Here is a 24,407-nt window from a genome sequence, read left to right as displayed (position 1 = left end):
CGTGGCCGGTACCGATCCGGCCAAGGAGGCGGAAAGCTTGAAGCTACTCGGTATCGATCACGGCACCAATTACGCAGGCTGGGCAACAATGCGGAACGGTAGGCTACTTGAATTTGCGTCCAGAGATTTTACAAAAATCAAAATGCCAGAAGTGCTCGACACGATATACCGGGATGCTTGCAACCTTATACGGTCGCACCGACCGGATATCCTTGTTTTGGAGCGACCGGTGCATTTCGAAAATGCCACAACTGTACTTGCCTTAGTCGGTGCCTACTCCGTAGTTACACTGGCTGCGCTGCACCTGGGAATTAGGATTGAGACGATCCGGCCGTCGGAGCTTAAAATGCAGACCGGCAGGGGAAATGCGGACAAAGAGACGGTCGCGCTGGATATGGCGATGCGTTTCGGTCTGGAGTTCGATCAGATCGCTATTCCTGTCCTGTACAAAGTGGACGGTAAGAAAGGCAAAGCCGGAGAAGTCAAAACAAGACTTTATGACCCTGCGGACGCGATCGCGCTCTGCTGGGCTTATCATCAAAAAACGACATCAAGGAGCTGAACCCTCATGAAAAAACTATTTACGACTACCCTCGAAGGCGTTACGAGCAACAAGACCAAGACGACGATTAAGCTTTCGATGAGCAATAAGGACGCGATGGTCTTCAACCAACGATACCTGCAGTCGCTGGACAAAGAGCTGATCGTATCGTTCGATGATCCGCAATCGCAAATGGACCTTGACGACGAAGACGAGCGTCCCGAGCGCCGGAAGATTACGACCGATCAATTCGGGGTGGTCGAATCCGTTGGCAGGCAGTTGGACTTCGGCGACGCTAAACCGGCGAATGATCAGGCACCTGCTACCAGCCCGGCGGAGCAGGCTGGAGCGACGCCTGTGGCTCCTGAGACAGCCGAGCCCGCGGACGAGTATGCCGGCAAGGAGATCGTTATAGCAAGGAGTAATTTGGGCGGCGGTGACGGAGAAGGTGACGGCGATACGGTCGAATATGTCTTCCCGATCGTCAGCGGGACCGGGCGGACGCCGAAAAAATATATCAACGGCGAAGACGCCGGGGTCGTCCTCGGCGACGACGTGAAAAACGAGCTCGGTCTGGAACATTCAGAAGGCTGCTATGCGATCGAGGATTTGATTAACGCCGGCGGCGTCCTCCAGGGCATTCAAGACGGAGCACCCCCCTCTGATGAGGGCGAATTGGATTGGGACCCGCATTCGGACGGGGATGCAGATGACGACAATGACGAACTGAGTGACTGGGGACGCGATGTTTTGGGCGAAACAGATGGCACCTCTACGACTGGAACCGATGGCGGCACGGAAGGCGATGCCGGATCTGCTGGGGAGCAGCCTGCGGGCGCTACACCGGTGGACGTCGAAGATTATATCCTGACACACAGGCCGCAGTTCGATGGGCTGGACCATGATTACGCCGCTTTGTTCGCTCGTAAGAAGGCTGGTGAAACGTGGAAGGAAATCGCTTCTTCGCTTGGCATCACGTCCAGTCAGCTCTCTACGACATGGAACAAGTACAAATCGCTTGTTCAAAATATGATCGGAAACGGCACTATTTAACGACCTTCATAATCGCCTTATAAGGCGCCCGATTGGACGGACGCATAAAAACCATTAACTGCATAGATAAGACATGACAGCGCCCCCGCCGAGTCAACGGCAGGGGCGTTAACATCAGGAGGGGAACACATGGGAATTGAAATCCTGAGCGTTAGCGGCGGGCGGGTCCCGATGGTGGATAAAGAGGTCGAGGCTCGGAATAAAGCAAACGGGCCAGTGGTACCAGGGCGAATGAGCCCGGAAGAACTGGTGGAGTTGGAACAGCGCCTTGCTCAAAAGGCTGGCCCGCAGGTAAAGCCGTGGGAGCCGACCCTGAACAGGGACTCTTACCTGCAGCTGCGGATCACAGGCAAAAACCGCAAGGACATTACGCTGTCGCATTTTAACAACGAAGAGAACAAGCTGGTCAAGCAGCTCCGGGAGTGGGGGCTCATCGATCGCAACAAGGAGGAAGAGGCGATGTCGCAAATGAAACTGGACGCCCTTACCCGCGAGGAGTACCTTACCCGCCGAGCTGCTGGCGAGACGCGGACCAAAATCATGAAATTGCTTGGAGTCAATACCAACCCCTTTTACGCGAAGCTCACGGAATGGGGCCTGAAAGAAAAGGCAGCGGAGGATGAAGCGCTAGCGGCGTTGAAGCCAGCCCCAGCTGCTGACGCGAGCCCTGCAGAGTTGCAGCAGGAGGGACACGCGAGCGAAGAAGCGACGGCCCAAATAATAACTGAGGCGGAACTGGGCTTGATTGCGGAGAAGGACGCAGAGATCGGAAGGCTCCGGGAAAAAATCAAGATTGATGAACAGGAGCTCACGAACTTTAAAGCTGCCGCAGCTCATTGGCAAGAGGTTGCCGAACAGGAAAAGGGTGGACGTGCGCAGGATAACGAGGTTGCCGAGAGTTACATCGATACCGTAGTCGGTCGGAACCGGCAGATGGACACGGAGATCGCCCACTTGAAAGGGATCGTCACGGAGCTGACAGAAACCTGTGAAACGCTCGGCACTGAACTGGAAGTGGCGAATCGCTCGCTCCAGAAGGATTACGAAGATCGTCGCGAGTCCGAGGCAATGCATTATGATGCCGAGCAGGCTGCCACGCAAATTATGCTCCTGGAGGCCGAGAATAAGCGGCTCCAGACGGAGGCAAGGATTGCAAACGATGTGGCCGAAAACCTGCGCAGTCGAGTACGGGTACTTGAGGACGAACGAGAGCGGAACCGCGGATTTGTTTTCCTCCGGCTCCCGATCCTCCCGGGAGATCACCCAATCCGGCAGCGCATCGACCTTAACGCGGGAATCGACCGGTTTGCAACCGAAATTGAATTGTCCGCAATGAACAGGGAGCGAGCAGCGTCTGAGTTGTTCCAACTCGTACAAATTTTCGTCGGCTTCATTCATTCCGAAATGGAGGACCTGCATCCCGAGCAAGATGACGTGTTCGGATTCGTCAAACGCTACTTCGCACATCACAATGCACGACATCTTGCAACGTTGGCAGGACGGGAGCAGGCGGGATGAACAAAAAATTAACAGCAATCTTCCCGTTCTGCGGGATTGGGGGCGGCGCCATCGGAGCTAAGGCGGCCCGCCCCGAAGCTTTCGGGGTCGTCGGTGAGGTCGAGGTTGTCTGCGGCATGGATGTCGATCCGGACGCCTGCCGAAATTTCGAGGCTTTCACCGGCTCGCCGTGCTATCAATTCGATTTCTTTTCCCGGCAGCAGTTTATTGACTGGCACGGCCATGAGCCGCCGGACGATTGGCGCGAGCTGGAGCCGGATGACATCTGGCGGGCATGTGACTACAAAACGCCGGATATCAGCTTCCGCAGCGCTCCGTGCAAGGGCTTTACGGGACTGCTCGGCGGGAAAAAGTCGAAATCGAAGAAGTACCAGGCGTTGAATCAGCTCGCGCTCCGGGAAACAGAGTTGACGCTGAAGGCTTTCGAGCACGATCCGATTCCGGTCATGCTCATGGAAAACGTACCGGGAATCCAGACACGCGGCAAGGATGTACTCGAAAAGCTTAAAAAGATGATGATCGATGCGGGTTATCTGATTCGGGAAGCGGTCTTTTGCGCGGGAGAGATCGGCGGGCTCGGCGCGCGGCGGAAGCGATACATCCTCATCGCCAGACATCCCGATAAATGCCCGGCGGAAATCTTTGAGCCGGCAAAGCTACCCTTAAAGACGATCGGCGACGTGATCAGCCCGCTGCCGATGCCCGGCGACACGGCCGCTGGCGGGCGGCATCACCGCGAACCGATGCTTTCGTGGCTGGTTGCCCTCCGGCTGGCGACGATCCCGGCCGGGAAGGATTGGCGGGCATTGGAGGAACTTGATTGGCAAAACCTGCGGGTACAGCACGAGCCGCGGAACGGCGCATATGGCGTAGAGGATTGGGAAAAGCCCAGCCGGGCGATCACCGGGGCGGCCGGACCGGGGCGCAGCAACAGCGCTACGGCCATATCCGACCCGCGCGCGGGATACTCTGATGCGAGATACAACAACATTTACCGCATCTACCGGCACGACGAGCCAGCGCCTTGCGTGACGAGCGGGGCTCACCCGAGCAATGGGGCGACGCTTATATCGGACCCGCGCATTCAGCACAACGAAAACAAGCAGGGGAACGCGTATCGCATTTCCCGCTTCGACGAGCCTGCGCCGACGATCACTGGCGCCCGGCTGGGCAGCGGCGGCGTTGCGATCAACGACCCGCGCGTGAATAAGTGGGCCGGAAAGTACCCGGGAACTTACAAGGTCAGCGACTGGGAAACACCGGCGAGCACGATCATCGGTCAGACGGACATCCAGACCGGCGCGCTTTCCATCAACGATCCGCGGGTGAAAACGGAGCTTTATCCGGACTGCTACGGGGTACAGAGTTGGGATGATCCCGCGAAGACCGTCCGGGCGACGGAGCGGGTTATGCAGTCGGCTTGCAGCATCGCTGATCCGCGCGTCAACTGCTCACCGCGTAACGGGACGTATGGGGTCATGGAATGGGATGCGTCAGCACCAACGGTGACCGGCGGTGATGTCCATTCCGGAACGTCCGCCGTCGCTGATCCGCGCATTCCGGACGATTACGAACGCGGTGTCTGGATCATTATTTCGCTGGACGGTACCCGTCACCGGGCGCTCACAACCTTCGAGCTTGCCATGCTCCAGGGCATGCCACGGTATATGCCGGATCGGCGGCCGTTCGAGTTGGTCGGCGTCAAGTCGGACAAGAAGGCGCGGGAGTATATCGGCAATCTCGTCCCGCCGCCGTCGGCAAAACGATGGATCGAGGAGATCGGCGCGGCGATCCTTTGCAGCCGGCAGGGAGTCACGTTCAGGATGGGCTATCAGGCCGTGTGGGTTGCTCCGGGAGCCGAGGAGCAGCCAACGCTAGTGCATTAACGAGGGGATGACAAGTGAATACCCTGTCCCGACAAAATGCCCTTTCTGCAGCAGTCGGGTTATTTATACGAGCAATGCGGCCATTACGGGCGGGAATACGGCAACGGGCGCTGCTACAAATGCACGAACTTTGACGCTTATGTCGGGGTGCATACGGGCACAATGATTCCGCTCGGTCGATTAGCTAATAGCGAGCTGCGAGCTGGCCGAACGACGGACGGCTACGGTGCAGCCGAAATTGCAGCTTTGAGGTAATGGACTGGCTGGAACAGTTAAGCGGTGGTTCGATAGGAGGAGAGTAACCAATGATAGAAGGGGTAAAAAGCTTCGGCGGCATACACGCCGAAGCTATAAAGATTAAGATTCAGGAGGACTCGCAATAGCGAAGTAGACAGAATCGGTACCATTAAGTACAAAACCAGTTCCTGGTACCCATTCATATGTACCTATAGTAGCCCACATAGTTGTATCCCTAGGTAAAGACCCCCAAATCGAATTTTGGAAGTGATACCACCCAGAATATGACCCTGGTGCTGTATTAGATGCAATTAATCCAGTATCAAATACACCATTTGGATGATAAATTCTGAGCACGAAAAGTGATGTAGAGGAGGGTTGCATCCAACTGAAGACTTCTTCGTAGCTATCCTCTAGCCAATAAGGGTTACTTGGAGTAGTAGTAAGGTGGCTCGATGGTACCACGAACTTTGTAACGTAACCATCAGCAAATGCAGAAGTGCTGAAACTGAATAGGAGAACTAGCATCATTAAGGAAACCATTAGAGACCGTTTATTCGGAAATCTCACTTTATGTTCCTCCTTGATATTGATTACGTAGATATCTGTTGGCCAACGACTCCACTAGGGATCATTATACAACAATACCATTTTATAACATGGTATAATTTAACTAAATAATCTCGAATAAAGTCGATATCTATTAAAAAATCCTATAATTAATTGTAAATACAGATACATCCAATATAGGATATAGCATCCTGTAGGCTGGCACGTTCTTGATCCATTCGGCGGGAGCGGAACACCGTTAAAGGTCGCGCTCGAAAACGGGCGTGAATGCACAGTGATCGAGATGAATCCAGACTATGTCGAGTTGGCCGAACGCCGAACGGCTACGGTGCAGCCGAAATTGCAGCTATGAGGTGACGGGCATGTTCAAAGACATATCGCCGAATTTCCGGGGCTACAACCCGCAGCATGCGGCGATCATCGACGATATCCTGCGGTACGTGGCGGCAGCCGATTAAATGGAATGCCAAGCATGATCGATTTTACGAGGAGAACGCCCGGCGGCAGCGCGTCTTCTGCGCGAGCCTTGCGGACGTGTTCGACAATCAGGTGCCTGATAAATGGCGTCATGATCTCTTTGGTTTAATCGCAAGCACGCCAAATCTCGACTGGCTACTGCTCACCAAGCGGCCACAAAACATAAGCCGGATGACGAGTCCGTTATGGAGCGGCTGGAAAAATGTCTGGATTGGGACAACGGTCGAAAACCAACAAGAGGCGGACAGGCGCATCCCGCTGCTGCTCCAGACGCCGGCGGCGGTCCGGTTCCTCTCATGTGAGCCACTGCTGGGACCGGTAAACCTCGGGGAATGGTTGCTCACTCCCGGATGGAGCCCGAGCTACTATGATCCGGACAACATCCACGGGTACCCGAATGCGGAACCGACAAACGAGCACATCCAGTGGTGTGTAGTCGGCGGCGAGAGCGGATCGGGCGCCCGCCCGATGCATCCTGATTGGGCGCGCAGCCTCCGGGATCAGTGTCAGGCTGCAGGTGTGCCGTTCCTATTTAAACAGTGGGGAGAATTTGTTTCAGTCAGCGAAGTTGAAGGGGACGGGCCCCACCATCAATTCGCTGACGGCGCGACGGTTCGCCGGATTGGCAAGAAAGCTGCCGGCCGCTTATTGGATGGGCGGATATGGGACGAGTTTCCGGGGGTGAAATAAGCTGAAAAGAACTTAGCCGCGAAAGAGGTGCGTGGATGGGGGGAATGCTTCCCCCTAATTATTGCGAATTAATAAATAAACAATTAACCCGGCAACTGGGAAAAACAAAAGAGCAACTAGCACGACGATAGCGTACTCGCTACTTCTACCCCTACTGATGCAGTCTCGGTATGCCCAAACGCAAACTAGGATGTGAAGGACCAGAAGGAGTAACGAGATGAATAGTACACCAGTAAATATTATGGCCATTTTGATCACCTTCCTCAAGTTTATAGATTAATACGATAAAACGGACTGAATGTTGCAGTGTTTATTAATTCAAGGGAGATTACGACGGCTTCCAAGCGTACGATCAACCGAAACATGAAGGGGACGGGTGGTAATCATGAAAGCTATAACGATAATCCAGCCGTGGGCAACGCTGATTGCCATAGGGGACAAGCAGTTCGAAACGCGCAGCTGGCCGACGAAATACCGCGGGCCGATCGCGATCCACGCCGGCAAAAAGGTGGACCGGGAAGCGTGCGAGCGGGAGCCAATCAGGTCGACGCTGGCCGCACATGGCTATACGGCGGGCAACCTGCCGACCGGGGTTGTCGTGGCTACCGCGAATCTTTCAGAGTGCTTCATGATAAAGCACGATACATTAGGCGGGCTTGTTCTTCTTGAAGCCGAGAGGCGGCGAACGCATTTTGAAACAACGGATAAAGAGTTCATTTTTGGAGATTACACTTCTGGCCGTTTTGTTTGGGAACTGAACGACGTGAAACAGCTGCCGGATCCGATTCCAGCGAAGGGTCAGCAGGGTCTTTGGAATTGGGTGAGGGAGGAGCAAACGAAATGATCAAATTGACCTTGCTCAAGACGGGAAAGCCGCATTGGCTGATTGTGGAACATGTAACGGGCGTTGGATTTGGAGCTTTTGATGATATGGAAGGAACGGCCATCTCCAGGGTAAACGATGAATACAGTTATCCCCCCTTGTACGTTAAAGAGACGCCGGAAGAAGTAGTACGCATGGTTATGGATTACAAATTGTCGATTCGATATAAGGCAAGCTGCCATCCTGCTTTTACTCATCGTGCAGAAACAGAAAATCCGTTTACACCTCCACTTGATGAATGGTTGATCATGAAGCGTCTCGCCGGATTGGAGCAGACCCCATGAAGGATAGGCCACAATGCAAATGGCATGAAATGCACGACAAAATGCTGGAGCAGGTGAGGATAGTCCGTGATGAAACGAAAACATCCGAAGAACAGCGTCAGGCGCGTATACGCTTCGAGTTTTGGCACGATCAACGAAACGCAATCGCGGTTTGCAGTTGCCACCATTAAGGCCCAATAGGGGCTAAAGGAGAAGAGGATTTGCCCCCTAATCCATTAAATCGCAAACCTGATTCATCCAGTATGCTGTTTCTTCCTGAGCCTCCCGTGCGTCCATCCCAAGAAGATCAGTCAAAAACAAGTAAAAGCGATCGTAAATATCGCCGGATTTGTTCCGCTCCTCGGGGTGACGTTTGCAATAATCTAAGTATTGATGAACCATGATTCCGTGCAAGATAAGCACCTCCTGATTGATTCTAGCGAACGTCAAAGGTGAGGTATACAGGTATATTGTGGTAAAGGAGAATCCTCATGGAACAGATACAGGGGTAAAAGAGTAACAGCCCTATAACCCCCTTATCGGCCTGGGTGGTTCGGTCGGATCGATGGCAGCATCGCTGCAAAATCAAATCAAAGAAAGGAGCCAAATCATATGAAAATCGCTGTTCAGGAAGTAACAGACCTAAACTTGGCATTCGGGGGAGATATGAAAAAACTGCTACCCCCTTACAACGAGATACCCCAAGAGTTCCGTAGTGAAAGAAGCAAATGGAATAAAGTCGTATCAGATTGGTTTTACTATGGGCTCAAAAACGCCGAATGGAATCCGAAGGAAGGTGTGGAAACCCAAAAGGCTCTCCGTCATGTAAAAGCAATTATGGGATCATGGGAGCCGAAACACGAGCACAAGGAAGCCGGATGCGCCTATCTCTTGAGCGAGTTTTTCCATGATGTGAAGTACGAGCGTGCAAAGTAACGGAATAGGCCGAAGCCCGTCGCTGACTGGAATCAGGATACGGGTGAAATTGATCTGGAAAGTAGAAAGTTCATCTGATGAGGAGAGCAGCCATGAAAGATCAACCAGTGCTGTTTTATTGCAAAGACGGTATTCTACCCCGCGGCACTCACGGAGGAGCAGCGGCAAGTATTCGAGATGACCGTCAAACTGCTGTCGCCTTTAACATTAATCAATAAACCGCAGGGTGCAGCAGTAAATCTGCTCGATCGTGGAAAGGAACGTGAAGCCAATGAATGAGGCCGTCTGGAAGCAGGAAATGCTTTGGGTTGCGCGGAATGTACATGGCATTATCGTTCGGGTAGCCGAGACATCGCCGGAATCATGGTCGGAAAGCTTGCCGAATGAAAATTCGCAGAAACAACCTGCAAAATAGGCTGTAAAATAAAAATAACCCCCGCACCTGGCCGGGCCGCGGGGGTGTCGAACACTTCGTTCCACATCACATCACCAAGTATATCACATCCGGAGGTGTGGGGCAGCATGGCACAGATGCAATTTCCGTTTGAAATAGACAGAGAGGCGACCCGGACGGCCGTTGAGGAACGATTGGAGTCAGCACGTATATACAAGCAGGTCGGGTTTATCCGGCGAGAGATCCAAACGACAACTTCGTGGACTCCTCGCTTTCATGGAAATACGAATGCGATCAGTAAGGCGACCGAGGATACCGCGGTCCATAACGTAGACATGGAAGAGTCAGAGCATCAGCGGTATGAACAGGTGATTCGGGCCGTGTCCCGCCTCGGTCGAATCGAACGCGAGATTATTGAGCGGCGGTACCTGGAGGATGAGGTATTCGACTATCAGGTCATGATGGACATGGACATCCGTGAAGGCAGGTATTACAAGATCAAATCCAGCGCCGTTTATAAGCTCGCATTCGCGCTGCGGCTCGAGGTGTACGCCCCCGGCCAAGAATAAAGCCCGGAAAACGTGAAGAGAAATTAAAGGAAAATCGCGGAAAAATCGAAGAAAAAACGCAGAGCATTTGCACCGGGGCATGGTATTCTTGTATTGTGCCAAGTAAGAAATACATGCCCCACATCTTCAGCCGCCTCCCCGGGGGCGGTATTATTAAAATGAGGCTTTGGGGCGATTGACCTCAAATCGGCCAAATCAGTATAATGCCCTTATTACGTATCTAGTAACTAAGTGCTAGGCTTTTAAAGAGAATGAGCGAAAGCGATATTCTAATCATCAATCATTAAAACAGCAGCGGCGAGGTTTTAAAACACCGCCTTTGTAACTAAGTACATATAAAGAGAGAGGTTCCCAAAACGGGAACTTTTTTGTTTATCGGATTTTGAACACGCAGGACGAACGCGGGTATTTGGAGCCCTGGATCGTGGCAAAATGCTCATTGATCGCCTCGATCGGTCCGCCGTAGTCAAGCAGCTCGCCGTGCAGCCATACCTCAACAGGCAGGCCGTTATGCATGGCAACTCGAAAATGATGGTCGGAGCTTAAGACAAAACCGGAAGCGAGCATTATTCCTCCGCCTCCGGGTAGTCGGCTTTCAACGCTTCAACGTTATCGTACTTGGGCGTTTCAAACACGAGCTTAGCAGGATCTTTCGCTGTCCGGTTTTTAACGATATGGCCATACACCTTGCCGGCCAGCGCCGGGAAAACGAACATTGTCTTCCCGGGCTCATTGGCGAGCGAATATTTTTCGATCATGGGGCACCTCCAAAAGAAGTATTCTGCATATGGGAGGAAATCCCTGCAGGATGTCGAAATCTGAAATCGAGGTGAAGACATGGGATTTTTGGATTCGTTGCCCGATTCTGTTCGGCCCGCATTTATTACGTCATTTGCAACATTAGTAGGCGCTTTTATAGGGGCTTGTGTAGCTCAGTATTTTTCACATCGATTAACAATTCGTCGCGAAGCTATTAAAAATTATCGCGACACTTATTTTCAGCTAATTGCTCCAATTATTATCGATGTATATGCATACTTCGATATGTCTACTATGTTTCGAAAGGCCCATGACCTGAATGAAGGGTTCAGTGAGAAAGAGTACAAGAATAAATTTTTAAAGCACATCAGTGAAAATTTAAAATTTGCTTCACCAGGTTTACGGCAAGCTTATACTAAAGTATTTCGGGCAAAATATACATTCGACGGTGAGGGATCACTAGAGTATCGTTCAGAGTTAATTTTATTCTATACATTTCTCGAGGACTTCTATTCTATCAACAAGAAAATAAAGATACTAGACAAACGGGATAAAATTGAACTAGAAATGCATATGATTTATTTCTCTATTTGGCATATGCTTGTAAAAGTATTAGGAGTAGATGGTGCGATTCGAGTGCTAGAGCACAAATTTATGTTTGACCGTATTAAATTTACGATCAAATTTTTGAGATCTTTAAAAAAATATGAAAAAGATTATGAGGCAAGTAGGGGGAAAAGAACACATAATCCAAGGGAATTTATTGAGTTTTTATCCGATCGTCTGGTACCAGATGATAACAAGGATAGTTTTGTGGAATGTACCGGAATTGAAAATATAATTGGGAAAGATGGCACAAGGACTATATATCGAGACTGATGAGCACCCTAACCGGTGCTTTTTCTTTTGTCCAAAAACCGACTCAGCATAAGGAGGACTGCCCCATGATCATAAAAACCTTGCCGATCGATCGGATAAACGCAGCGGCGTATAACCCTCGAGTTGACCTTCAGTCGGATGATCCAGAATACGAAAAGCTGCGCCGGAGCATCGAAAGCTTCGGCTATGTCCAGCCGATCGTGTGGAACGAGCGCACTGGGAACATGGTCGGCGGCCATCAGCGCTACAAGATATTGGTTCACGAGCTTGGGCGAACGGAGCTCGAGGTTTCGGTCGTCGATCTGGACGACCAGCAGGAGCGGCTGCTTAATCTGGCGCTGAATAAGGTGGACGGCCGTTGGGATGATGAAGCGCTAGCGAAGCTGCTGGAGGAGCTGCAAGATAGCGGCGCGGATCTCGATCTATCCGGATTCAACTCGGAGGAAATCGACAGGCTGCTCGAGGACTTTGCAGAGCCGCCAGCAGATCAAATCGGAGATTTTCAAAACCGTGAGCTGGACACAGGGGATTTTGATGAGTCGCGTTTCGAGTGCAAGTGTCCGCGATGCGGATTTCCATTTAACAAGGATGATTCCATATGAAACCGTCATGGGATTGGAAGCTTACCGACTTGGCTGCTGTTCGTAAGAATGGCCGAACCGTCTTCAGTTGCTTTTCGTGCGGCGGAGGTTCGACGATGGGGTACAAGCTGGCTGGGTATCAAGTTCTCGGAAATGTGGAGATCGATCCGCAAATGATGCAAATCTACCGGCAGAACCATAACCCGCGCTTCTCGTTCCTCATGCCGATTCAGGATTTCAAACGGTTGCCGGATGCGGAGCTGCCGGACGAATTGTTCAATTTGGATATCCTGGACGGCTCACCACCATGCAGCGTTTTCTCGATGGCAGGAGACCGGGAGGACAAGTGGGGTGGGGAGTTTGCTTTCCGTGAGGGGCAGGCCGTACAGCGGCTTGACGATCTGTTTTTTGACTTCTTGGATGTTGCCGAAAAGCTTCGACCGCGGGTTATAGTGGCCGAAAACGTCAAGGGAATGATTATCGGGAAGGCACGAGGCTTCGTCAGTATGGTCCTATCTCGGCTCCGCGAGATCGGGTATAAGCCGCAGCTGTTCTTACTCAATTCGGCCACGATGGGCGTTCCTCAAAAACGGGAACGTCTTTTCTTTGTAGCCGCACGGTCGGATGAAGAGTTTTTACCTCTGAAACTCGATATTAACGAGCCGCTAGTGTGTTATGGCGAGGTTCGATCCGGCGAAGGCAAGCCGCTTAATCCGGAAAGGGAAACGTATCGGAGATGGATGCGGAAGCGGCCATGCGATCTGAGCATGGGCGATATTACGGAGCGGGAAAAGGGCAGAGCGAGCGATTTCAACACGATTATTCTGAAAGACCAAAAAGTTTCGAACACGTTGGCCAGCTCGTCTTGGTTTCTTCGCTCGGATGAACCGTGCCGTATAAGCGATTTGGATTCTATCCGCATCCAGACGTTCCCGGCGGATTACGATTTTATGGATACAGACGTTTCGTATGTGTGCGGAATGAGCGTACCGCCGCTGATGATGCATCGGATCGCGGAGCAGATCAATCAGCAATGGTTTGCCACAAATTAATAAAAGAGGACGCTCGAACGTCCTCCCCTTGACCCAGGGTATCCCCCGGCTGAGATAGCGGAGACCACGCGCGTGGATTTCCGAAAGCCGCTATCTCGTTTTCCATTTTACAGGAAAGCCGAGGGAGCCACAATATGACGGAGCAAAACAGCGAAGACTTGTTACTGCAGCACGAACTCGAAGTCATGCAGGGCATTATGGAGAGCAAGGAGCAGTATCGCCGGATCATCAAAGCGGCGATTGCCCGCTGGGTGAAAGATTTTCAGGAAAACCGGATCGAAATAACTACGGTTGACGATCTGCGTAAGCTGATCGAATTGGATATCAACCTCCAGAAAGACGATTATTGAGAGGGAGAAAGGACTCGCTTTCGTCTATCGCACTTAAAAAATGTTTTGTAAGTTGTCGTTTCCTTGTATCAATTAGAGAACTGAATATTAAGCGAGCGCTATAACTGAATATGACAATAGTTATTATAGGAAGTCGCGAAAAAATATCCATAGTAGCGTTAAAAAAATAATCTTTAAAGAAAGTATCGCTTGAAAGTGAGTAATGTGTTAGAAGCAGTGTAAGGAATGCAGCAAAGATGGTAGTAACGGCTATGATGATATTAAATGTTGTTGGAGAAAAAGTGTCTTCTGGTTCTCTTCGAATTATCATTTTCAAACGTCTTAGCTGCTCGGGGGAGAGGGAGTTCAATGCTTCAAAAAGATAATATGTGTCTTTTTGCAGTTGCTTCTTTTCGTTACGCTTTAGCGACCGTCTATGAAAGGCTGAGAAGCACTTCTTCTTAAGTTTGTTTAATGCGAAAAAATCAAGAAAAATAAGAAATATAAAGATTAAAGGACAAGCATAAAAAATAGAACTCACAATTTTCAAGAGTAATAAAGGGTCCACAGTAGCATCTCCTCAAAATATATTGTGTAAAGAATATATCGGTTTATTTTATTTTTTTTGGAGGTGGTGGCATGTAGTGGCACGAGATCCAAACAGGGACAAAGCCAAGGAAATATGGCACGAGCACCAAGGCAAGATCACAAACCGCCGTATTGCCGAACTGCTCGAAGTCAACGAAAAGAAGGTCGCCGTCTGGAAGCAGCGTGACAAATGGAATGTTGTACAACAGGATGCTGAAAACGTTGTACAACAACCCGAAACGGATGTTGTACAACGGAAAAAGATCGGTGCGCCGAAGGGGAACAAAAACGCAGTCGGCAATAAGGGCGGCGCTCCGCCGGGGAACAAACGAGCAGTCGGAAACAAAGGCGGCCACGGCGGCCCGCCCGGGAACAAAAAGGCGGTTCGCACCGGAGAGTTTGAAACGATCTGGCTGGATGCGCTGGACGAGGACGAGCAGGAGTTGCTCGAAGCCATCGACACCGACCCGGTTTCACAGGCGGATGAGACGATCGCGCTGCTGGCCCTTCGGGAACGCCGGATGCTCAAGCGCATCCAGCAATTGAAATCGGGATTAACCGAAAAGCAGCGTAACATTCTCCGCGAGCTTCGAACCGTGAAGGAAGCAAAGCCGGTTACTGATCCCAAGACGAACAAACAAACAACAGTGGTTACCGAGGTCGAAAAGATGGTTGTCGCAAGGATCGAAACGACGACTTTCCGAGTGCTGGAGGATATCCTTCGGATCGAGGATGCGCTGACGCGAGTGCAGGGCCAGAAGCTGAAAGCGATCGAATTGAAGAATCGATTGGTGGACGAAGAAAAGGCTGCACGAATCGAAAAGTTGCGAGCTGAAATCGAACTCCTGAATCGTGGAAACGATACGGACGACGAGACGGAAGGAGACAGCCTTGATTCTCTGACTAAAGCGATCGAAGATAGCATGAAGCTGTTGCAGTCGAGGAGGGATTCGTAATGTTCGAATTCACCCCCTTCAGTTTCAAGCAGCTCGATGTCATCTGCAACGCCAACGCTTTTATAAATATCCTTGAGGGATCGGTCCGGTCAGGCAAGACGATCGCATCGATCATTGCATGGATAAACTTTGTTAAAGATTCCAAGCATCGTGTATTCCTTATGACCGGTAGCACGAGCGATACGTTATACCGGAACGTTATCGAGGATATCGAACGGATACTCGGTTTGAAACGGGCCAAGTACGTTAAGAGCGCTAAGGGCGGCGCCCGCCTGAACTTGACTTTTCCGAATCCGGATTACCCGAAAAAGTCAAAGCGGAAGTTTATTCAGAAAATATGCTATTGCGTCGGGGCTCACGACGACCGGGCGGAAGGCCGCATTCGCGGTATGACTGTCGGAGGGTGGTATGCTGACGAGGTTACGCTTTATCCAGAATCAGTCGTCACTCAGGCGCTGAACCGGATGTCGCTCTCCGGGGCTCGCGCAATCTGGACTACAAACCCGGATTCGCCGTTTCATCACATCAAGGTCAATTTTATCGATAAGGCGGACGAAAAAGGATACAAGGTTTGGCATTTCGAGTTAGACGACAATCTTTCGCTAGATGAGCTGTACAAGATCAATATCAAGGCAGCTTACACAGGGCTCTGGTACAAACGGATGATTCTCGGTCTTTGGGTTCTGGCTCAGGGAGCGATCTACGATATGTGGACCGAGGAAAATACGTTCACGGACGGAGACCTCCCCCCGGGCTTCAAGCGACTTGCCCGCCGGTACATTGCCGTCGACTATGGTACGCAGAACGCCACGGTGTTTTTGGATTGCTGGGATGACGGCGTAACGGTATGGGTATTGGATGAGTACTACTATGACGGACGCAAGGAAGGCAAGCAGAAGGAAAATTCTGAATACGTCGATGACCTGGTGAAGTTTGTGGGGAGCGATGAGGATGAGCAGCCTCTGTACGTAATAGTCGATCCTTCCGCAGCAGCTCTCAAAATCACTATGCGCCGCCGCGGATTCCGAATCAAAGATGCCGACAACGATGTTGCAAGCGGCATACAGATGACGGCCACCATGATCGCGAAACGCAGATTCAGGGTACACAAGACCCGCTGTCCCAATTTTCAAAAGGAAATCAATGGGTACATCTGGGATGGAAAGGCCGCGCTTCGTGGGGTAGAGCAGCCGGTAAAGAAAGACGACCACTGCATGGATGCGGGGCGCTACTTTGTGAAGACGATTGTCAATCCGCGCCGATTGGTAGGTTAATGAAAACGAAAGGAGGTACGCCGCTTGAGTAAAAAGGGACGTAACAGGCAAACAGCCGATGCGCGGCAGCCGCCGCCAAAGGGCCAAAGCCAACCAAGCCCCAAATTGCCTCGAGGCTTGACAATGGATGCATTTCAGAATGTCATGGCCCGCTTGGGTGCGGGAACGGCGAATTTGCTTGAGGGCACGTCATATCCTTTGACCAGGCTGACGCAGCAGTACCAACTCATGAATTCGCTGTACCGGTCGAACTGGATCATTCGCCGTATCATCGATACCATCCCGGAGGACATGACTCGGAACTGGATCAACCTGCAGACGCAGTTGCCGCCCGACGATATCCGTAAGGTAGATCGGTTATGGCGAACGCGAAAGCTGAAATCGCGCATCTTGGAAGGCTTGAAGTGGGGAAGGCTGTACGGCGGCGCCGGCGGGGTCATCATTATCGAAGGCCATGAGGATATACTCGATCGGCCCCTTGATCTGGACATGGTAATGCCCGGGACATTCAAGGGGTTATTGATATTTGACCGATGGAGTGGCATTTCCCCAAACGCGGAGCTAGTGGACGATATCAATGATCCTGATTTTGGTTTCCCGAAGTCGTATCAGGTCACGACAGATGACGGGGTATGGCAGGTCCATCATTCACGGGTGATCCGTTTCACCGGCCGCGAACTCCCTTACTGGGAAAAGCTCGCGGAGGTACATTGGGGAGCGTCCGAAGTCGAGATCGTCTATGACGAGTTGAAAAAGCGCGACAATACCAGCTATAACATTGCTTCGTTGATCTTTCTGGCGAACTTGCGAGTTTTGAAGATGGGCGGCCTCGGTGAAGACCTGGCCATCGCTGACGAGAAAGTACAATCCGATCTGTACAACGTCCTCCAGGCGCAAAACTGGCTAATGTCAAATTTAGGCCTGTACGTGATGAACAAAGACGACGAGTTTCAGACGCATCAATATACGTTCTCAGGGCTCAACGAGATTTACGAGAGTTTTATGATGGACGTTTCCGGGGCGTGCCAAATTCCAGTTACGAAGCTGTTTGGGCGCTCTCCGGCGGGCATGAATGCGACGGGCGAGTCGGATATGGAAAACTACTACGAGATCATTCAGCAGGCGCAGGAGTCGGAACTCGCTCCGATTTTGGACAAGTTGCTGCCGATCATGTTTGTCTCGGAGCTCGGCGGTGTCCCTGACGACTTCGATTACGTGTTTAACCCGGTGCGGACGCCGAGCGATAAGGAAGTCGCGGAGCTCTCCGAGAAAAAGACGACCTCGATTGTCGAGGTGTACAATGCTGGGTTGATCGGCCGGAAAACGGCCCTAAAGGAGCTGAAGCAGCTCGGCGAATCGACCGGCATGTATAGCAATATCACCGACGAAGACATCGAGAAAGCCGACGACGACGTGAACCCGGGCGACCTCATGCCGCACGAGGAGGATGCTTATAACTATGGCCGATTTATGGGCGCCGCGCCGCAGGATCGAACAGGCCTATCGCCGATCCGTCATACGAACGATGGAGGATTTAAAGGGCTTACTCGTTGGATTAGACGATCCCTTCGACATCGTTTGGGCGATTAAGCGATACGCGGGCAGCAAAGCATTCCTTCGTCTATCCGAGGCCGCAGCGGAGAGAATGGTCACTCATCTGTTTTCCGATGCCGGGCGAACATGGCGGCAAGCGGCCCGGAAGAACAGCCGCGGCAGGCAATTGTACGAGCTGCTGCAAACGCAAATGAAAGGCCCAATGGGTTCGATTGTCCTGGCGCAAATCCGCAGCAATGCAGAAATCATCCGGACTTTGCCACTCAGTATCTCGGAGCAGGTTAATGCACACGTCCTCCAGGGGACTCTGGCCGGCTTGCGAGCTTCCGTGATCGCCGAGCAGATCAAAGCATTTTTTCCCGACGTGACCAAAGCGAAGGCCGGCCTGATCGCTCGGACTGAAACGAGCAAGACGCAGACGGCCCTTACGCAAGCCCGCAGCGAGTTGCTTGGGCTGGACTGGTATATATGGCGTACGAGCAAAGATTCGCGCGTCAGGGACTCGCACAAGCTCATGGACGGCGTGCTGATCAAGTGGGCTGCGCCTCCAAGTCCCGAAAAGCTGGAAGGTGCCGATCGAACCTATGGAAACTACCATGCCGGGTGTATTTTCAATTGCCGCTGCTATCCGGAGCCGGTCATCGATTTGGATTTGATCCAATGGCCTGCGCTCGTGTATCACGGCGGGTCGCTTCGGCGCATGACGCGGAGGCAGTTTGAGAGAATAGCGTGAGGTGATTAATGTGTCGAGTATGCTTGACGAGTATACGGAAGTCGTCAATGAGGATGAGGTCGAGAACGAACAACAGGTTCAGGACAGTAAAAAATAACCCCGAGCAGAGGCCACAGTGTATGCGGGCTTCTTTTTTATACCCGGAGAGGATGTGAAAAGCGTGCTCAAATTTACTGAGCGAATTGGGGATATCGAGTTGAGCTATGAAGGGAGTACCGTTGAGGAAATTGTTTCTCTTAAAAAAGCTCTAAACCCTGATTTCCTTGTGGCAGAGGGACCGAGTCAAGAAATTGACATGGATGCACTCCGGAAGGCAACGCAATGGACGGGACATGGAAGCACGACATTAAAAGCCTACCAATCGCCTAAATAGGCTGATGGTTGGGCTTTTTATTTTGCGCGAAGGGGGGTGAAACGAACAATGCCAAACATGATCATGGATGCCCGCCAATACTACGGGTCGCAGTTTTCGAAGAATCTCACATTCACACCGGAGGGCTTTCTCATTGCGCTGAACGTACCGATCGCCCGAACTGGGTGGTATGACTACTTGGCAAGCGAGATAGGGGCGGGGGGCGACGATGTCGTCCGCGTGTATCGCAGCCCGGACGAAGTCCTCCATCCTGCTGCGATCGCTTCGTTTGAGGGCAAGCCGGTCAGTGATGATCACCCTTATGATGCCGTGACATCGGAAAATGCTTCGCGTATCGCGAAGGGAACCGTTCAAAACGTGCGCCAGGGCAAGGGGGAAGACAACGACCTGCTGGTCGCGGACCTTGTGATCTACGATAAACGTTTAATTGACGAGGTTCAGTCCGGCAAACGCGAAGTATCGGCGGGCTATACGTGCAATTATGTCGACAATGGCGATGGGACGTACTGTCAAAAGGATATTCGCGGAAATCACGTTGCTGTCGTGGCCGCTGGCAGAGCTGGCGATCGCGTTGCAATAAAAGATTCAAAACCCAAAGAGGAGAAGGGAGCAAGTAAAATGCCCAAAATTGCATTGCCGCGCAAGAAATCGAGGTTTACGGATATGCTGGCCGCAGTTGGATTGAAACAATTCGCCGCCGACGCTGAACCGGAGGAAATTATGGATGCTGTCGAAACCCTTGCGGAAGAACGGAAGGGTGCGGCGGATGAATTTCCGCCGGAGGCTGAGAAGAAGGATACACCGGCGGCCGATACAGATCCGGCGATCCAAGCGCTATCCGAGCAGGTGAACAAACTCACCGAACTGGTTACAGCGATGGTCGCTGGCGCGAAGAAGGAAGCCGACCCGCTCGATTCGATCGAAGCTGAAATTAATAGGCTGGAGGGCGACGAAGTTGACCCGGAGGCATCGGTTACGATTCCAGCTGACGAAATGATCGACGACTCGGAACCGGGTCCGGTATCCGATCCGGATGAGCGTCCGAAGTCGAGCTTGGACTCGGCCTACAAGGTTGCAGCGCTTCGCGCGATCAAACCGATCATCGCCGCTATTGCCGACCCAGCGGAACGCAAAAAGGCCGCCGACGCAGCTCTCGCCAGCTTGAAGGGCCGCCCGCCGGCGAAGAATACCTACGCGGAAATGAACAAGAGCCGCAAGAAGACTCAGGCGGCCGACAAGCAGGCGGATAAAACGCAGGCGGTTGATCATTCTGACCTCGGCCGGCAAATCGCCGAGAAATACAATCCGCATTACAAAAAACAGGCTTAAGCCGACGAAAGGGTGATATTTGATGCCAGGAGCAACTATTGGTACAAGCTTTAACCTTGGCTACGCGGGCAATGTTTCCCGCAGTCAGGATGCTGTTATTGTCAATCGTCTGGTCAAATCGAATTCGGCAGACATTGCGTTCGGCGATCCGGTGATCCTCAACAGCGATAACACATATTCGAAATTCGGTGCGAGCGGTACTGCCGCGGCGTTTGCCGGCGTAGCTGCCCGCGAAGTCAAGCAATCGACGAGTTATCTGTCTCAAGCGACAGGATCGGCGTATAAGCCGAACGAACCCTGCGATGTGATCGAACGCGGGTCGGTAACGGTCGTCTGCACCGTCGGCACGCCGACGGCTGGCGGGGACGTTTACGTCCGTGTGACGGCGAACGGTTCCATTCCGGATGGGGTTGTCGGCGGTTTCGAAGCTGCTGCCGACAGCACGAACACCATCAAACTGACGAACGCGAAATGGAAAACAGGTAAGATTGACGCGAACAAGGTAGCCGAAATCACGCTGCTGACGCGCAATCAGCCTTAATTGAGAGGGGCGTAATCATCGATGACAAAAGTATTTACTGTACCAGGCTTGCAAGCATCTATCACGAATGATGCCGCGATCGGTTCGGGCATGGCATTCTTGGTCGGGGAACTTGAAAAACGCGATCCCCGACTGCTGGAACCTCTCCAATCGGTCACATGGCAGCGCGACATCGTCGCCAAGACTGGCGGCGGCTGGGTTGATTTTACGTCTAACATGTTCGTCGATTATGCCACGACTGGTGGCAATGAGAGCGGCATTATCGGTGGCACGACCAACGATATCCCAATCATGCAGGCGAACATGAACAAAGATGTGTACAAGGTGTTCAGCTTTGCGAACATCCTCAAGGTGCCATTTGTCGATCAACAAAAGCTCCAGAATATCGGCCGCAGCTTGGATGACATCTTGGACGACGGTATTCGTGCGAATTACAACAAGTCGATCGACAACGTCGTATACAAGGGCTTTCCATCGGCCGCAGTATATGGATTGGTGAATAATCCGGATGTTACGTCTTCCCTCGCGCCAAACAATGCCGCCGGCACGAGCCGGAATTGGAAGGACAAAACGCCGGACGAAATCCTGAAAGATGTCAATACCATCATCAATGCGACCTGGGCGGCATCGGAGTATGACCTGACCGGCATGGCGAATCACATCTTGATTCCCCCTATCCAGTATGGCGACCTGGTAACGCGGGTCGTCAGCTCGGCCGGCAATAGCTCCATCTTGGAGTATTTGCTCAAGAACAATATTGGTCGGAATCAGGGCGTCGATTTGGTCATCGCTCCGTCTCGCTGGTGCGTGGGGGCCGGGACCGGCCCGACTGATCGTATGGTCGCCTATGTGAACCGTGAAAATCGAATCAATTTCGACCTGCCTGTTCCGTTGAGCCGCGTTATGACGCAGCCTTCCGTGACGGAGTTGGCATATTTGACGGCTTTTGCGGCTCAATTGGGTCAGGTCAAGGTGCTTTATAACACCTGTATCCGCTACCTTGACGGCATTTAATAGATCAACCAAAGAGACCGGCTCCTGTTTCCGGTCTCTTTGCCACTAAAGAAGGGAGAAAACAATATGCGTATTTATTCGAAAGCAACCTTGCAGTTTGATCACCCGACTGGCGCCGAGCCGTCTGTAGTGGCAAGAGTCGGAGTCTTTGCGGATGTGCCGGATTGGGTAAAAAAATCCGGTATGTTTATTCTCGCGTCTAAAGATGGGACTGTGACGGAGATCGAAAACAAAAAGGACGAGTCCAAGGCGGAGAAGGCGGGCGGAAAACAAAAACCGGAGAAAAACGGGAAAACAAAAGAAGACAACTCGGAAGCTCCTGAAGGTGGCGCAGGGGATCCGGGGAATGCTGGCGACCCCGAAGGTGATGGCGGCGCCGGTGGCGAGTCGTGAGCTACGGGCCTTATCCCGGTAGCGATGCAGCCGGCTTGATCGCCGACGCTAGTAACATACGTTCCGGGACAAACCCTCCGTTTGTGCTAACAGACCTTTACGCTGTGTACCCACAATTTGGTCCGGATGGGAACGGCGTTTACGCGGTACCGGTGATCGTAATGCAGATGTACCTCGATTTCGCTAGTACCAGCATCAAGGAAGCTCGATGGCATTCGTACTGGAAAGTTGCCATGTGCTTATTCATCGCTCACTTTTGCGCTCTGCATGCGCAATCCGTAGCGGACCCGGAAGGCGGCGCTGCGGCGGTGATCGCGGCCGGGCAAGCCAAGGGATTGAATACGTCCGAGTCGGTCGGCGACGTATCGGTCAGCATGGATTACAACACGATCACTCAAGACCTCGAAGGCTGGGCGGCGTGGAAGCTGACGATCTACGGCCAGCAGCTCGCCACAATAGGCAAGCTTGTCGGTAAAGGCGGCATGTACGTGTATTAGGGGGTGCGACGGATGATTAAAGGATTTGTCGCGGTGACAGCGGGCGTGGATAAAACGGCGGATATCCAGCGGAGCCTACGGGACATCGCCAAAATGCAGGTGTATGTCGGCATACCTGACGGCAGCGGCAACGAACGGCCGAAGGACGGCGAAGGCGGCGACATCACCAATGCGGAGTTGTTGTACATCCATACGCATGGCGTCCGGCAGAAGGAAATGCGCGAGGAAATGAATCCGGCAATCGAGAGCGGCGAGCGGACGTACAGCCAGGCCTATCAACTCTACATCCAGTCGCACGGCTCCCCCCTCTGGCATTCGCCGCCGCGGCCGGTGCTGGAGCCGGCCATCGAGAAAAACCGCGATGCGATTGCCAAGCAACTGCAAAAGGCGGTATCGACCGCGCTCGACGGTCACGATGCATCCGGGGAGCTCGAAAAAGCCGGCATGCTTGGCCAGAACATCGCCCGGGGATGGTTTACTGATCCGTCCAACGGGTGGGCGCCAAACAGTCCATTGACAGTCGAAAACAAGGGATCGGACAAACCGCTCATCGACACGGCCGAGATGCGCAAGTCCATAACATACGTGGTAGATAAGGATGGTAGCCGATGATTAACGTGGGTCGCGTCGTACTGAGCCGCAATTTTGCGCAGCCCAAAGGGTTTAAGGTTTACCGGACAACAGGGGCATGGGCAAACGGTCGATTCGTCCTTGACCCCGAAAAGCAGTTGACGCTCCAGGGCACGGTGACGGTTGCGAATGCCGACGATCTGGAGCAAATCCCTGAAGGCGATCGAGTATCCGGTATGATATGCTCCTATTCCCCGCAGCCGATTTATGTGACGCGCGCTGACGGGGAGGAGAGCCCGGGGGTGTCAGACGAAATCGAGTGGCGTGGTGAACGGTACCGGGTTAAGGCCGTGCTGCCGTGGATAGATTTTGGCTATTACAAGGCATTTGGCGAACGAATGGCAGGTGATTGAGCGTGGCCGATATTGTATTACCTATTAAACAAATCGAAGACTTCTTTCAGCACTCAACGCTGCGGCTGCTTAACCTCGACCCAGCAGCCCCGCAAAATCAAAAGCGGGTCCGTATCAACTGGCCAGCGAAAGGTGCGCCGGCGTGGAAGCGAGAGGAGGACGTCGCGTTTTTGATGGTCGAGTACCTCGATGACCTCTATACGCGGCAGATCAATGTCGTGTATAACGAAATCGATCCGGACAATGCCCGCCGGTCAGTCAGCTATACCCGGGTGCTGCGGGTCAACTGGATTTGTTACGGCCCGAGCAGCTTTGATGATGCCGACGTTATCCGCATCGGCCTGTTGTCTCCGTGGATGACGGAGCAGCTTGCAGGGGCCAATATGGCGTTGATTACGGACCTCGGCATGCCGACGCGATCGCCGGAGCTGTTTGGTGGACAATGGTGGGAGCGGACTTCCTTTTACGCTCGCTTTAACGAGCAAGTTACGCGCCAGGCGGACGTGCCTTATTTGCAGAGCGCGGATGTCAACATTATCAAAGGGTAGGTGAACT

General features: G+C 52.4%; 33 protein-coding genes and 1 pseudogene. 30 read left to right on the top strand and 4 right to left on the bottom strand.

Translation table 11 applies throughout. From position 1 onward, the window contains the following. The first annotated feature begins 37 nt into the window (after positions 1-37). From D7M11_RS26215 to D7M11_RS26185, 8 genes and pseudogenes are all read left to right on the top strand, one after another. On the top strand, positions 38-562 hold the full coding sequence (locus D7M11_RS26215) for a crossover junction endodeoxyribonuclease RuvC (RefSeq protein WP_120750229.1): 525 nt from the start codon (positions 38-40) through the stop codon (positions 560-562). Between the two features lie 6 nt (positions 563-568). Beyond that, a complete protein-coding gene (locus D7M11_RS26210; protein ID WP_120750228.1) occupies positions 569-1,594 on the top strand; it encodes a hypothetical protein in 1,026 nt (341 codons plus the stop codon). A gap of 129 nt (positions 1,595-1,723) precedes the next feature. Beyond that, complete coding sequence (locus D7M11_RS26205) at positions 1,724-3,112, top strand: hypothetical protein (protein ID WP_120750227.1); 1,389 nt, start codon at positions 1,724-1,726, stop codon at positions 3,110-3,112. Then, positions 3,109-4,998 carry a DNA cytosine methyltransferase gene (locus D7M11_RS26200; protein ID WP_120750226.1) on the top strand — a complete coding sequence of 630 codons (1,890 nt, stop codon included), beginning with the start codon at positions 3,109-3,111 and terminating at the stop codon, positions 4,996-4,998. The genes D7M11_RS26205 and D7M11_RS26200 overlap by 4 nt, the downstream gene beginning before the upstream one ends. Positions 4,999-5,034: 36 nt before the next feature. Beyond that, positions 5,035-5,253, top strand: coding sequence for a zinc-finger-containing protein (locus D7M11_RS26195; RefSeq protein ID WP_120750225.1), 219 nt, complete (start codon positions 5,035-5,037; stop codon positions 5,251-5,253). A 769-nt stretch (positions 5,254-6,022) separates the two neighbouring features. Further along, positions 6,023-6,157: pseudogene (locus tag D7M11_RS26190) on the top strand (DNA-methyltransferase); the annotation flags it as partial. Continuing rightward, the gene (locus D7M11_RS37805) at positions 6,102-6,263 is read left to right on the top strand and encodes a hypothetical protein (RefSeq protein WP_158606837.1); all 162 of its coding nucleotides are present in this window, start codon (positions 6,102-6,104) and stop codon (positions 6,261-6,263) included. The pseudogene D7M11_RS26190 and the gene D7M11_RS37805, both read left to right, overlap by 56 nt. Then, positions 6,232-6,972 carry a phage Gp37/Gp68 family protein gene (locus D7M11_RS26185; protein WP_240041312.1) on the top strand — a complete coding sequence of 247 codons (741 nt, stop codon included), beginning with the start codon at positions 6,232-6,234 and terminating at the stop codon, positions 6,970-6,972. Before D7M11_RS37805 ends, D7M11_RS26185 begins: the two co-directional genes overlap by 32 nt. A gap of 54 nt (positions 6,973-7,026) precedes the next feature. Here the strand turns inward: D7M11_RS26185 and D7M11_RS26180 are convergent, their stop codons facing one another. Then, positions 7,027-7,221, bottom strand: coding sequence for a PLDc N-terminal domain-containing protein (locus D7M11_RS26180; RefSeq protein WP_120750223.1), 195 nt, complete (start codon positions 7,219-7,221; stop codon positions 7,027-7,029). Positions 7,222-7,357: 136 nt separating this feature from the next. Here D7M11_RS26180 and D7M11_RS26175 point away from each other — a divergent pair, with 136 nt between their 5' ends. Together D7M11_RS26175 and D7M11_RS26170 are read left to right on the top strand one after the other, a co-directional pair. After that, positions 7,358-7,816, top strand: a complete 459-nt coding sequence (locus tag D7M11_RS26175) for an ASCH domain-containing protein (RefSeq protein WP_120750222.1) — start codon at positions 7,358-7,360, stop codon at positions 7,814-7,816. Continuing rightward, on the top strand, positions 7,813-8,139 hold the full coding sequence (locus tag D7M11_RS26170; RefSeq protein ID WP_120750221.1) for a hypothetical protein: 327 nt from the start codon (positions 7,813-7,815) through the stop codon (positions 8,137-8,139). Before D7M11_RS26175 ends, D7M11_RS26170 begins: the two co-directional genes overlap by 4 nt. A 207-nt stretch (positions 8,140-8,346) precedes the next feature. Here D7M11_RS26170 and D7M11_RS26165 read toward each other — a convergent pair whose 3' ends face one another. Continuing rightward, entirely contained in the window at positions 8,347-8,532 is a 186-nt protein-coding gene (locus tag D7M11_RS26165) for a hypothetical protein (RefSeq protein ID WP_120750220.1), read from the bottom strand. Positions 8,533-8,730: 198 nt separating this feature from the next. Here D7M11_RS26165 and D7M11_RS26160 point away from each other — a divergent pair, with 198 nt between their 5' ends. The 3 genes from D7M11_RS26160 to D7M11_RS26150 all read left to right on the top strand — a co-directional run bounded on the left by D7M11_RS26160 (position 8,731) and on the right by D7M11_RS26150 (position 10,017). After that, entirely contained in the window at positions 8,731-9,054 is a 324-nt protein-coding gene (locus D7M11_RS26160; RefSeq protein ID WP_120750219.1) for a hypothetical protein, read from the top strand. A gap of 92 nt (positions 9,055-9,146) precedes the next feature. Next, positions 9,147-9,272, top strand: coding sequence for a hypothetical protein (locus tag D7M11_RS37800; protein WP_275671735.1), 126 nt, complete (start codon positions 9,147-9,149; stop codon positions 9,270-9,272). Positions 9,273-9,576: 304 nt separating this feature from the next. Then, positions 9,577-10,017: an ArpU family phage packaging/lysis transcriptional regulator gene (locus D7M11_RS26150; RefSeq protein WP_120750218.1), complete on the top strand. Its 441-nt coding sequence runs from the start codon at positions 9,577-9,579 to the stop codon at positions 10,015-10,017. Between the two features lie 372 nt (positions 10,018-10,389). On the opposite strand, the gene D7M11_RS26145 is transcribed toward D7M11_RS26150, so the two are convergent. Both D7M11_RS26145 and D7M11_RS26140 read right to left on the bottom strand, forming a co-directional pair. Next, positions 10,390-10,584 (bottom strand): hypothetical protein, encoded by a 195-nt coding sequence (locus D7M11_RS26145; protein WP_120750217.1) that lies wholly within the window; start codon positions 10,582-10,584, stop codon positions 10,390-10,392. Beyond that, complete coding sequence (locus D7M11_RS26140) at positions 10,584-10,775, bottom strand: hypothetical protein (protein WP_120750216.1); 192 nt, start codon at positions 10,773-10,775, stop codon at positions 10,584-10,586. The genes D7M11_RS26145 and D7M11_RS26140 overlap by 1 nt, the downstream gene beginning before the upstream one ends. 79 nt (positions 10,776-10,854) lie before the next feature. On the opposite strand from D7M11_RS26140, the gene D7M11_RS26135 reads away from it, so the two are divergent. The 17 genes from D7M11_RS26135 to D7M11_RS26050 all read left to right on the top strand — a co-directional run bounded on the left by D7M11_RS26135 (position 10,855) and on the right by D7M11_RS26050 (position 24,400). After that, positions 10,855-11,655, top strand: coding sequence for a hypothetical protein (locus tag D7M11_RS26135; RefSeq protein WP_120750215.1), 801 nt, complete (start codon positions 10,855-10,857; stop codon positions 11,653-11,655). A gap of 65 nt (positions 11,656-11,720) precedes the next feature. Next, positions 11,721-12,257, top strand: coding sequence for a ParB N-terminal domain-containing protein (locus D7M11_RS26130; protein WP_120750214.1), 537 nt, complete (start codon positions 11,721-11,723; stop codon positions 12,255-12,257). Next, complete coding sequence (locus D7M11_RS26125; RefSeq protein ID WP_120750213.1) at positions 12,254-13,288, top strand: DNA cytosine methyltransferase; 1,035 nt, start codon at positions 12,254-12,256, stop codon at positions 13,286-13,288. The genes D7M11_RS26130 and D7M11_RS26125 overlap by 4 nt, the downstream gene beginning before the upstream one ends. Before the next feature lie 134 nt (positions 13,289-13,422). Beyond that, the gene (locus D7M11_RS26120; protein ID WP_120750212.1) at positions 13,423-13,638 is read left to right on the top strand and encodes a hypothetical protein; all 216 of its coding nucleotides are present in this window, start codon (positions 13,423-13,425) and stop codon (positions 13,636-13,638) included. A 623-nt stretch (positions 13,639-14,261) separates the two neighbouring features. Beyond that, positions 14,262-15,161, top strand: a complete 900-nt coding sequence (terS, locus tag D7M11_RS26110) for a phage terminase small subunit (RefSeq protein WP_120750210.1) — start codon at positions 14,262-14,264, stop codon at positions 15,159-15,161. Further along, complete coding sequence (locus tag D7M11_RS26105; RefSeq protein ID WP_120750209.1) at positions 15,161-16,435, top strand: PBSX family phage terminase large subunit; 1,275 nt, start codon at positions 15,161-15,163, stop codon at positions 16,433-16,435. Before terS ends, D7M11_RS26105 begins: the two co-directional genes overlap by 1 nt. Before the next feature lie 123 nt (positions 16,436-16,558). Beyond that, positions 16,559-18,025: a phage portal protein gene (locus D7M11_RS26100; RefSeq protein ID WP_205127116.1), complete on the top strand. Its 1,467-nt coding sequence runs from the start codon at positions 16,559-16,561 to the stop codon at positions 18,023-18,025. Next, positions 17,961-18,722: a phage head morphogenesis protein gene (locus tag D7M11_RS26095; RefSeq protein WP_240041308.1), complete on the top strand. Its 762-nt coding sequence runs from the start codon at positions 17,961-17,963 to the stop codon at positions 18,720-18,722. Before D7M11_RS26100 ends, D7M11_RS26095 begins: the two co-directional genes overlap by 65 nt. A 160-nt stretch (positions 18,723-18,882) precedes the next feature. Continuing rightward, a complete protein-coding gene (locus D7M11_RS26090) occupies positions 18,883-19,095 on the top strand; it encodes a hypothetical protein (RefSeq protein WP_147433504.1) in 213 nt (70 codons plus the stop codon). Positions 19,096-19,143: 48 nt separating this feature from the next. Next, the gene (locus D7M11_RS26085; RefSeq protein ID WP_120750206.1) at positions 19,144-20,424 is read left to right on the top strand and encodes a DUF2213 domain-containing protein; all 1,281 of its coding nucleotides are present in this window, start codon (positions 19,144-19,146) and stop codon (positions 20,422-20,424) included. A gap of 22 nt (positions 20,425-20,446) precedes the next feature. Then, positions 20,447-20,965 carry a structural cement protein Gp24 gene (locus D7M11_RS26080; RefSeq protein WP_120750205.1) on the top strand — a complete coding sequence of 173 codons (519 nt, stop codon included), beginning with the start codon at positions 20,447-20,449 and terminating at the stop codon, positions 20,963-20,965. 21 nt (positions 20,966-20,986) lie between these two features. After that, a complete protein-coding gene (locus D7M11_RS26075) occupies positions 20,987-21,979 on the top strand; it encodes a DUF2184 domain-containing protein (RefSeq protein WP_120750204.1) in 993 nt (330 codons plus the stop codon). A gap of 66 nt (positions 21,980-22,045) precedes the next feature. Beyond that, positions 22,046-22,372 carry a hypothetical protein gene (locus D7M11_RS26070; RefSeq protein ID WP_120750203.1) on the top strand — a complete coding sequence of 109 codons (327 nt, stop codon included), beginning with the start codon at positions 22,046-22,048 and terminating at the stop codon, positions 22,370-22,372. Positions 22,373-22,476: 104 nt separating this feature from the next. After that, the gene (locus D7M11_RS26065; RefSeq protein ID WP_205127114.1) at positions 22,477-22,869 is read left to right on the top strand and encodes a DUF4054 domain-containing protein; all 393 of its coding nucleotides are present in this window, start codon (positions 22,477-22,479) and stop codon (positions 22,867-22,869) included. 12 nt (positions 22,870-22,881) lie between these two features. Next, positions 22,882-23,481, top strand: a complete 600-nt coding sequence (locus D7M11_RS26060) for a phage virion morphogenesis protein (protein WP_120750201.1) — start codon at positions 22,882-22,884, stop codon at positions 23,479-23,481. After that, positions 23,478-23,852: a hypothetical protein gene (locus tag D7M11_RS26055; RefSeq protein ID WP_120750200.1), complete on the top strand. Its 375-nt coding sequence runs from the start codon at positions 23,478-23,480 to the stop codon at positions 23,850-23,852. The genes D7M11_RS26060 and D7M11_RS26055 overlap by 4 nt, the downstream gene beginning before the upstream one ends. A gap of 2 nt (positions 23,853-23,854) precedes the next feature. Further along, positions 23,855-24,400, top strand: coding sequence for a phage neck terminator protein (locus tag D7M11_RS26050; protein WP_120750199.1), 546 nt, complete (start codon positions 23,855-23,857; stop codon positions 24,398-24,400). Positions 24,401-24,407 lie beyond the last annotated feature (7 nt).

This window comes from Paenibacillus ginsengarvi, assembly GCF_003626695.1.
GTDB lineage: Bacteria > Bacillota > Bacilli > Paenibacillales > NBRC-103111 > Paenibacillus_AB > Paenibacillus_AB ginsengarvi.
The sequence above is the reverse complement of the archived record's forward strand: the minus strand, read 5'-3'. Positions and strand labels throughout refer to the sequence as shown.

What these genes read in the sequence shown, in the direction of transcription:
- D7M11_RS26170 (WP_120750221.1), top strand. Translation starts at nt 7,813, where the DNA reads ATGATCAAATTGACCTTGCTCAAGACGGGAAAGCCGCATTGGCTGATT.
- D7M11_RS26205 (WP_120750227.1), top strand. Translation starts at nt 1,724, where the DNA reads ATGGGAATTGAAATCCTGAGCGTTAGCGGCGGGCGGGTCCCGATGGTG.
- D7M11_RS26105 (WP_120750209.1), top strand. Translation starts at nt 15,161, where the DNA reads ATGTTCGAATTCACCCCCTTCAGTTTCAAGCAGCTCGATGTCATCTGC.
- D7M11_RS26210 (WP_120750228.1), top strand. Translation starts at nt 569, where the DNA reads ATGAAAAAACTATTTACGACTACCCTCGAAGGCGTTACGAGCAACAAG.
- D7M11_RS26195 (WP_120750225.1), top strand. Translation starts at nt 5,035, where the DNA reads ATGCCCTTTCTGCAGCAGTCGGGTTATTTATACGAGCAATGCGGCCAT.
- D7M11_RS26085 (WP_120750206.1), top strand. Translation starts at nt 19,144, where the DNA reads ATGCCAAACATGATCATGGATGCCCGCCAATACTACGGGTCGCAGTTT.
- D7M11_RS26055 (WP_120750200.1), top strand. Translation starts at nt 23,478, where the DNA reads ATGATTAACGTGGGTCGCGTCGTACTGAGCCGCAATTTTGCGCAGCCC.
- D7M11_RS37800 (WP_275671735.1), top strand. Translation starts at nt 9,147, where the DNA reads ATGAAAGATCAACCAGTGCTGTTTTATTGCAAAGACGGTATTCTACCC.
- D7M11_RS26160 (WP_120750219.1), top strand. Translation starts at nt 8,731, where the DNA reads ATGAAAATCGCTGTTCAGGAAGTAACAGACCTAAACTTGGCATTCGGG.
- D7M11_RS26130 (WP_120750214.1), top strand. Translation starts at nt 11,721, where the DNA reads ATGATCATAAAAACCTTGCCGATCGATCGGATAAACGCAGCGGCGTAT.
- D7M11_RS26180 (WP_120750223.1), bottom strand. Translation starts at nt 7,221, where the DNA reads ATGGCCATAATATTTACTGGTGTACTATTCATCTCGTTACTCCTTCTG.
- D7M11_RS26120 (WP_120750212.1), top strand. Translation starts at nt 13,423, where the DNA reads ATGACGGAGCAAAACAGCGAAGACTTGTTACTGCAGCACGAACTCGAA.
- D7M11_RS26100 (WP_205127116.1), top strand. Translation starts at nt 16,559, where the DNA reads ATGGATGCATTTCAGAATGTCATGGCCCGCTTGGGTGCGGGAACGGCG.
- D7M11_RS26080 (WP_120750205.1), top strand. Translation starts at nt 20,447, where the DNA reads ATGCCAGGAGCAACTATTGGTACAAGCTTTAACCTTGGCTACGCGGGC.
- D7M11_RS26135 (WP_120750215.1), top strand. Translation starts at nt 10,855, where the DNA reads ATGGGATTTTTGGATTCGTTGCCCGATTCTGTTCGGCCCGCATTTATT.
- D7M11_RS37805 (WP_158606837.1), top strand. Translation starts at nt 6,102, where the DNA reads ATGTCGAGTTGGCCGAACGCCGAACGGCTACGGTGCAGCCGAAATTGC.
- D7M11_RS26125 (WP_120750213.1), top strand. Translation starts at nt 12,254, where the DNA reads ATGAAACCGTCATGGGATTGGAAGCTTACCGACTTGGCTGCTGTTCGT.
- D7M11_RS26140 (WP_120750216.1), bottom strand. Translation starts at nt 10,775, where the DNA reads ATGATCGAAAAATATTCGCTCGCCAATGAGCCCGGGAAGACAATGTTC.
- D7M11_RS26175 (WP_120750222.1), top strand. Translation starts at nt 7,358, where the DNA reads ATGAAAGCTATAACGATAATCCAGCCGTGGGCAACGCTGATTGCCATA.
- D7M11_RS26060 (WP_120750201.1), top strand. Translation starts at nt 22,882, where the DNA reads ATGATTAAAGGATTTGTCGCGGTGACAGCGGGCGTGGATAAAACGGCG.
- D7M11_RS26145 (WP_120750217.1), bottom strand. Translation starts at nt 10,584, where the DNA reads ATGCTCGCTTCCGGTTTTGTCTTAAGCTCCGACCATCATTTTCGAGTT.
- D7M11_RS26150 (WP_120750218.1), top strand. Translation starts at nt 9,577, where the DNA reads ATGGCACAGATGCAATTTCCGTTTGAAATAGACAGAGAGGCGACCCGG.
- D7M11_RS26095 (WP_240041308.1), top strand. Translation starts at nt 17,961, where the DNA reads ATGGAGGATTTAAAGGGCTTACTCGTTGGATTAGACGATCCCTTCGAC.
- D7M11_RS26070 (WP_120750203.1), top strand. Translation starts at nt 22,046, where the DNA reads ATGCGTATTTATTCGAAAGCAACCTTGCAGTTTGATCACCCGACTGGC.
- D7M11_RS26075 (WP_120750204.1), top strand. Translation starts at nt 20,987, where the DNA reads ATGACAAAAGTATTTACTGTACCAGGCTTGCAAGCATCTATCACGAAT.
- D7M11_RS26200 (WP_120750226.1), top strand. Translation starts at nt 3,109, where the DNA reads ATGAACAAAAAATTAACAGCAATCTTCCCGTTCTGCGGGATTGGGGGC.